Origin of the sequence: Bifidobacterium sp. H6bp9 (assembly GCF_032193695.1) — a bacterium.
GTDB classification, from domain to species: Bacteria; Actinomycetota; Actinomycetes; order Actinomycetales; family Bifidobacteriaceae; genus Bombiscardovia; species Bombiscardovia kimbladii.
On the sequence record NZ_JASTZY010000013.1, the window covers coordinates 1 to 5,235 of the forward strand.

Consider the following 5,235-nt stretch of genomic DNA (forward strand, 5'->3'; position numbering starts at 1 on the left):
ACAGCCACAAGGCCAAACCCCCAACATAAACAACGCGTTTAGTTCCTATAGCCCAAGAATGGTGTAACGGTGGTGCTACTGTCACCGTTGATGTAATAACTCAAGAATGATAGTTAGGCCTATCTATCAGTGCAGTATTCCAGTTTTAGCTGGGTTGTCAGAGGTGCCATGGCTGACACCGCTGACTTCGTTATTGGTTATCAAGGATGAATTGACTCAACAAACGGAAAGGGGCTTATGATGAAAGCTCTGAACACTATCAAAAGTAGGTTGCTCGCCAGCGTTGCTGTTCCACTTGCGCTGTCTATGGGAGTCGCCATGGTTCCCAGTCAGGCGATGGCTGCAGAGCCTGTGGATACCGCTTCGACATCTATCGTGAGTCAAGTCACCGATTCGCTGACTCCGAGGGATGTGCTGGAGATAGCGGATACCGCATGGGAAAACGGTGATTATGAAGGTGCTGGCATCCTGACCGAGTATGCATTCTCGATGCATGATGGCACTGCCGGTAATGGCTTCCAATCGAGGAATTGGGCTACGACGATCGCCAAGAAAGCTGTCATTAAGCTTCTGCGCTGGGGAGGTTCCAAGCTTCCTGCCAAGATTGCTCCGTGGGCCGGTCGGATTGCAGACTTCCTGGAAGCCACCGGCGTCTGGACTCATGCCGCTATCGTCTCAGGTTTGATGCAGCTGGGCATCCCTTACGATATTGCTGAATACACGGCGACATGGGTTGATTTGTTCCTCTGATTCATGGAGAGAGGGGTGAGCGATGAGTGACCGTGGACGATCAGACCATGTAACGGTTTCGGATGCGATTACCGGTGTTGGTTTTTTCGGAACTGTGTTGTTGGGTTTTGTCTTTCCTTTTGCGGTCGGCATTGGTGTCACTTATCGCTTGCTCCCTTTCGGTGGCGTTCGTTCCTGGGTGCATGGGTGGCGTGGGGTTTTGGGTACCATCGTTATCTTTCTGTTGTGGTTCTTTGGTACCTACATAACTGATGCGTTGGTGGATGTGTTGTTTAGCATGAGCAGTCACAAGGTCTTGAAGAAGCTTGTTAGCGAAGTTGTGAGTTTTGTGTTTCTCATGGGGTTGATGGCCTTGGCCTTCAGCAGGTGGGAAGCCATGGCGCTCTCATCTTTGATAACTGAGGTTCTCACCATTCTCATCTCCCTACTCGTCATTCATGCCGTTGATGCTGCAGACAAGCATGATTAATCTAAACAACGATCATTCCTAGGGAATGAAGCGGATTCGAGTGCCCCTTTTATGGGGCGGGAGAAACGCATCGGACGCGGAGAGGTCTCCTCCTTGGTTTGGGAGGAGACCTCTTCGGTTTGGTTGTGTGTGGTGTTAGTCGTCGGTGGGGTTGATGTTCTTACTGAGGGCCAGGGCGATGAGCGCTGCGAGGTTGTTGGTTCGGTCGAGGGTGAGGGCTTGGACCATGTATGAGCTGGCTTGGTCGGGGTCGCGGGCGGCCCAGGCCAGGTAGGCTCTGGAGGCGCTGAGGTGTGGGGTGGGGCCGACGGCGGCGGTGAGCTGGTCGAAGAGGTTGTAGGCTCTGTCGGCGCGTTCCTGGTTGACGGGGGTCCGGCCTTCGAAGCAGGTGGTGAGGCTGGTGAAGATGAGTTTGACGGCGGCGGGGTCGTGGGGTTGTTCGGTGATGGTGGTCAGGTCGTCTCGGGTGGTGTCGGGGTTGATGGCGGCGACCAGGAGCGCGTCGCGGTGCGGCAGTGAGGTTTCTATCAGCGCGGCCATGCGGGTGAGCCGGTCGTGTCCTATGGCTTCGGGCTGGTGGGTGCCGTCGAGTATGCGCATGATGCTGTCGAGGGCCTGTCGGCCTGCGGTGAGCATGAGTTGGGGGTCCTGGCTCAGTTGCTTGACGTCGTCCTGGAGGCTGGTTGTGGTGTTCATGGGTGTTCCTTTCCTTGGTGCCGGGACTGTTTGTGCCGACGCCTGGAATGGCGGCCCGGGTATAGCGGAGAGTCAAGCCCCCGCGTGGATCCGAACACTCCCCCGGAGGCCGAGGGGGCATGCTGTTCGGCCCCCTCGGCCGGAGCGGGGTGTGGGCGGAGACGCTCGGGGCTTGAGTCGCAGCGGCCCGGGCCAGAATGGAAGGGGGCGGCACAAACACCACATTCCCAACCCCTTCAGCAGCACGCCGCAGGCGTGCGACAGCGGCGGCCAGACATCAAGGCGCAGCCGCCGATGACCACAACCCCGGCCGAGCCGAGCATGGAAAAAGGGACCCCGTTGAGGGGTCCCTTGATGATGTTGCCCTGATGGGTCAGGCCATCTGGCTTCGGAGTCCTGGGTAGTGGTGTGCCAGGTATTCGGCGGTGGCTTGGCGGATCAGTGCCGATAGGTTGGTGCCTTCTGTTTTGACGGCGGCTTCGGCCCATTGGTCCAGGGCCGGGGTGGTGCGTACCTGCCAGGTTTTGCTGGTGGGTTGTTTGAGTTCGTCGCGGGGGCGGCCGGCGAAGATGGAGAGCAGGTCGTCGTCGGTCAGGGGGCCGGCGTCGTAGCCCCGGTATACCCGGGTGCCTTCGATGGGTGTGAATTGGCCGGCGTCGGCCATGCGGTCGAGTGCTTCGGCGTGTGCTGCCCTGTCGGCGGGTGTCTGTGTGTTGGTCATGGTCTGGCTCCTTGTTGGTTGTGTCTATTGGTATCTGAGATGTTGCCACCGGCTGGTCAGCGGCATGGCGTGGAAGGCGTGGAGCTGGCCGTCCTGCCATTTGCTGACGATGACTTCGAGCAGGTTGTCGGGTAGGGCCCCGGGGTGTGGCTGGCCGACGAAGACCACCGTCATCTCGTCGCCGTAGCCCTCGATTTGTTCGTGGCCTATGGAGTGGAGGACCGCGTGCCTGATTTCGTCGTCGGCGCAGCCGTGCTTGCGGGCTGATTGCTCTATCTCGATCTCCATGACCATGAGTGTAGTACAAATTGCACATACAAACCAGTCGTGCGTTCCTCGCGTTGCGGTCTGGCTGTCCGAACGCGGGGCGTTCGACGATGCCGATTCCACCCCGTGGGGTGGCGCGAGGCATCGCTGCGCCGCCGCCGGCAGCCGGCCCCGCTTGGTGGCGGGGCCGGCTGCGGGGTTCATTCACTCTTTGGTGTCCTCCTCCTGGTCGCCGTCGTCTGTTTCATCTTCGTTCCCTTCGTTGTCTTCCTCTTCAGGTCGGGGCACCAGGTCGCCGTCGAGACCGGATTGCTCTTCGTCGCTGATGGCGTAGCCTGCGGTTTGGAGGGCACGGTAGAGGGGTTTGAGCAGGCCGTCTATGTCGTCTTGGCTGCGCCAGGTCTCGTGGTTGATCTGTGTCTCCATGATGGCGTGGCACAGGGCGAAGGCCGTCTGGGTGCGGCGACTCTCGTCAAGGTCGGCCTTTTGCGCCAGCTCGGCTTCCTGGTCCTGGACGATGGCGCGCCATGTGTCCCGCACCTGGTCCCGGCTGACCCACCAGGTGCGTTGGCTCGCTTGGGCGATGACCAGCATGGACAGGGCCTGGGACTGGTTTTTGGCGGGGCGTTTGAGGGACATGAGCCGTTGCGTGTAGGCCAGCCGCAGGTCGTGGCTTGCCGTGTCCAGTTGCTTGGCCGGTGCGATTTCGGCTTCTTGTTCGGCTTGCCACCTGGCCAGGTCATCCTCTCTTTGCCGGCGTTCGTCCTCCTGGTCCTGTTGGGTGTATGGCTCCAGCAGGGTGATTTTGACGCGCCACTGTCCGCCACGGTCGAGCAGTCCGGCGGCCGTGGGTTTGTCGCCTTCCCATTCCTCCAGCCATGTGTCGAGGGCCTGCTTGGGGTCGGGGTCGGTATCCGGGGAGAATCGGGCGATGGTGCGCCAACCTTCCGGGTCAGACCAGGATTGTGATGGTGTCAGCGGCACGATGGGCAGCCCGGCCTGCTTGATGGCTTCCTGGGCCTGTTCGATCCACTTGTCCAGCGACCGTTTGGCCTGGACCTGGTGCAGTGTCATGTTCCAGTTGTTGGTGCCTGCGGCTTTGATGAGCTGGTCTTGCAGGCCTTCGTCGTCGCGGAAGTCGGCTATCGTCTCCAATTCCTCGAAGCTCAGCTGGGATGGCAGCGCGAGTATTTTCTCGTCGTCGATGGACGATATTTTGAGCCGTCGCTGCACGGTGCTGCGGCTGCGGCCAGTGGCTTTGGCCATCTGGTCCACGTCTTCGCCAAGGTCCAGGAGGTGGGCGTATCCGCGTGCCTCGTCCAGGGCGGTGAGCTGGTCACGGTGTATGTTCTCTACCAGCATCACCTCCGCCTGGGTCTGCTCGTCCATGTCGGTGATGATACAGGGCACGGTTGCAAGGCCGGCCTGCTCGGCGGCCGCCAGCCGCCGGTGTCCGATGACCAGGGTGTGCCGCCCCTCCTGGTTCGCCGGTGTGACGACCAGGGCCTGCTGTATGCCTTGGGACGCGATGCTCATGGCCAGCTCCGACACGTCTCCTATCTCGCTTCGGGGGTTGGCGTCGTTGGGCCTGATGGCGTCGATGGGCAGCATGGTCACTGTGGTTGTGGTGTTCATGGGTGTTCCTTTCCTTGGTGCCGGGACTGTTTGTGCCGACGCCTGGAATGGCGGCCCGGGTATAGCGGAGAGTCAAGCCCCCGCGTGGATCCGAACACTCCCCCGGAGGCCGAGGGGGCATGCTGTTCGGCCCCCTCGGCCGGAGCGGGGTGTGGGCGGAGACGCTCGGGGCTTGAGTCGCAGCGGCCCGGGCCAGAATGGAAGGGGGCGGCACAAACACCACATTCCCAACCCCTTCAGCAGCACGCCGCAGGCGTGCGACAGCGGCGGCCAGACATCAAGGCGCAGCCGCCGATGACCACAACCCCGGCCGAGCCGACCAGTTTTATGTTTGCCGATTGAAGGGTGATCTGCAGTAGCTCATGATAGAAGAAAGACCATCCGATAAGAAATGTGTTTATATTGTGAAGCTTTATCTTGATGAAGCTTTCTAACTGATATCCCGAGTATATTAAAGCTTGTTAGAAGCCGCCACTGCCTCTATCATATTTATATGATATGCACACTAGGGCGGCACTTTTTTATCTAAAGGGGTGTAACTGAGATGGACACCGCTCGTATTCCTTACCCTTCGCATCCTTATCAGAGCTCAGCCAATCTAGCCTCTATGCTGATACAGAACGGTCTCTCCGGCATCAGGGGCTATAGGAACTAAACGCGTTGTTTTAGGTTCTGTGTGTGGGTTTGGTTGTGTGTT

6 protein-coding genes are annotated in these 5,235 nt (G+C 59.6%); 2 read left to right on the top strand and 4 right to left on the bottom strand.

Annotation, left to right across the window (positions count from 1 at the left end; genetic code table 11):
• Positions 1-240 precede the first annotated feature (240 nt).
• Both QRX40_RS08600 and QRX40_RS08605 read left to right on the top strand, forming a co-directional pair.
• On the top strand, positions 241-750 hold the full coding sequence (locus tag QRX40_RS08600) for a hypothetical protein (protein WP_197071201.1): 510 nt from the start codon (positions 241-243) through the stop codon (positions 748-750).
• 22 nt (positions 751-772) lie between these two features.
• Positions 773-1,219: a hypothetical protein gene (locus tag QRX40_RS08605; protein WP_015022033.1), complete on the top strand. Its 447-nt coding sequence runs from the start codon at positions 773-775 to the stop codon at positions 1,217-1,219.
• 135 nt (positions 1,220-1,354) lie between these two features.
• Here QRX40_RS08605 and QRX40_RS08610 read toward each other — a convergent pair whose 3' ends face one another.
• From QRX40_RS08610 to QRX40_RS08625, 4 genes are all read right to left on the bottom strand, one after another.
• Positions 1,355-1,915: a hypothetical protein gene (locus tag QRX40_RS08610; RefSeq protein ID WP_015022034.1), complete on the bottom strand. Its 561-nt coding sequence runs from the start codon at positions 1,913-1,915 to the stop codon at positions 1,355-1,357.
• A 373-nt stretch (positions 1,916-2,288) separates the two neighbouring features.
• Entirely contained in the window at positions 2,289-2,636 is a 348-nt protein-coding gene (locus tag QRX40_RS08615) for a hypothetical protein (protein WP_015022035.1), read from the bottom strand.
• 24 nt (positions 2,637-2,660) lie between these two features.
• Positions 2,661-2,924: a hypothetical protein gene (locus QRX40_RS08620; protein ID WP_141650026.1), complete on the bottom strand. Its 264-nt coding sequence runs from the start codon at positions 2,922-2,924 to the stop codon at positions 2,661-2,663.
• 183 nt (positions 2,925-3,107) lie between these two features.
• On the bottom strand, positions 3,108-4,538 hold the full coding sequence (locus tag QRX40_RS08625; RefSeq protein WP_015022037.1) for a ParB/RepB/Spo0J family partition protein: 1,431 nt from the start codon (positions 4,536-4,538) through the stop codon (positions 3,108-3,110).
• Positions 4,539-5,235 lie beyond the last annotated feature (697 nt).

Excerpts from the sequence above, each read along its gene's own strand:
- QRX40_RS08605 (WP_015022033.1), top strand. The coding sequence starts at position 773 with ATGAGTGACCGTGGACGATCAGACCATGTAACGGTTTCGGATGCGATT.
- QRX40_RS08615 (WP_015022035.1), bottom strand. The coding sequence starts at position 2,636 with ATGACCAACACACAGACACCCGCCGACAGGGCAGCACACGCCGAAGCA.
- QRX40_RS08620 (WP_141650026.1), bottom strand. The coding sequence starts at position 2,924 with ATGGAGATCGAGATAGAGCAATCAGCCCGCAAGCACGGCTGCGCCGAC.
- QRX40_RS08625 (WP_015022037.1), bottom strand. The coding sequence starts at position 4,538 with ATGAACACCACAACCACAGTGACCATGCTGCCCATCGACGCCATCAGG.
- QRX40_RS08600 (WP_197071201.1), top strand. The coding sequence starts at position 241 with ATGAAAGCTCTGAACACTATCAAAAGTAGGTTGCTCGCCAGCGTTGCT.
- QRX40_RS08610 (WP_015022034.1), bottom strand. The coding sequence starts at position 1,915 with ATGAACACCACAACCAGCCTCCAGGACGACGTCAAGCAACTGAGCCAG.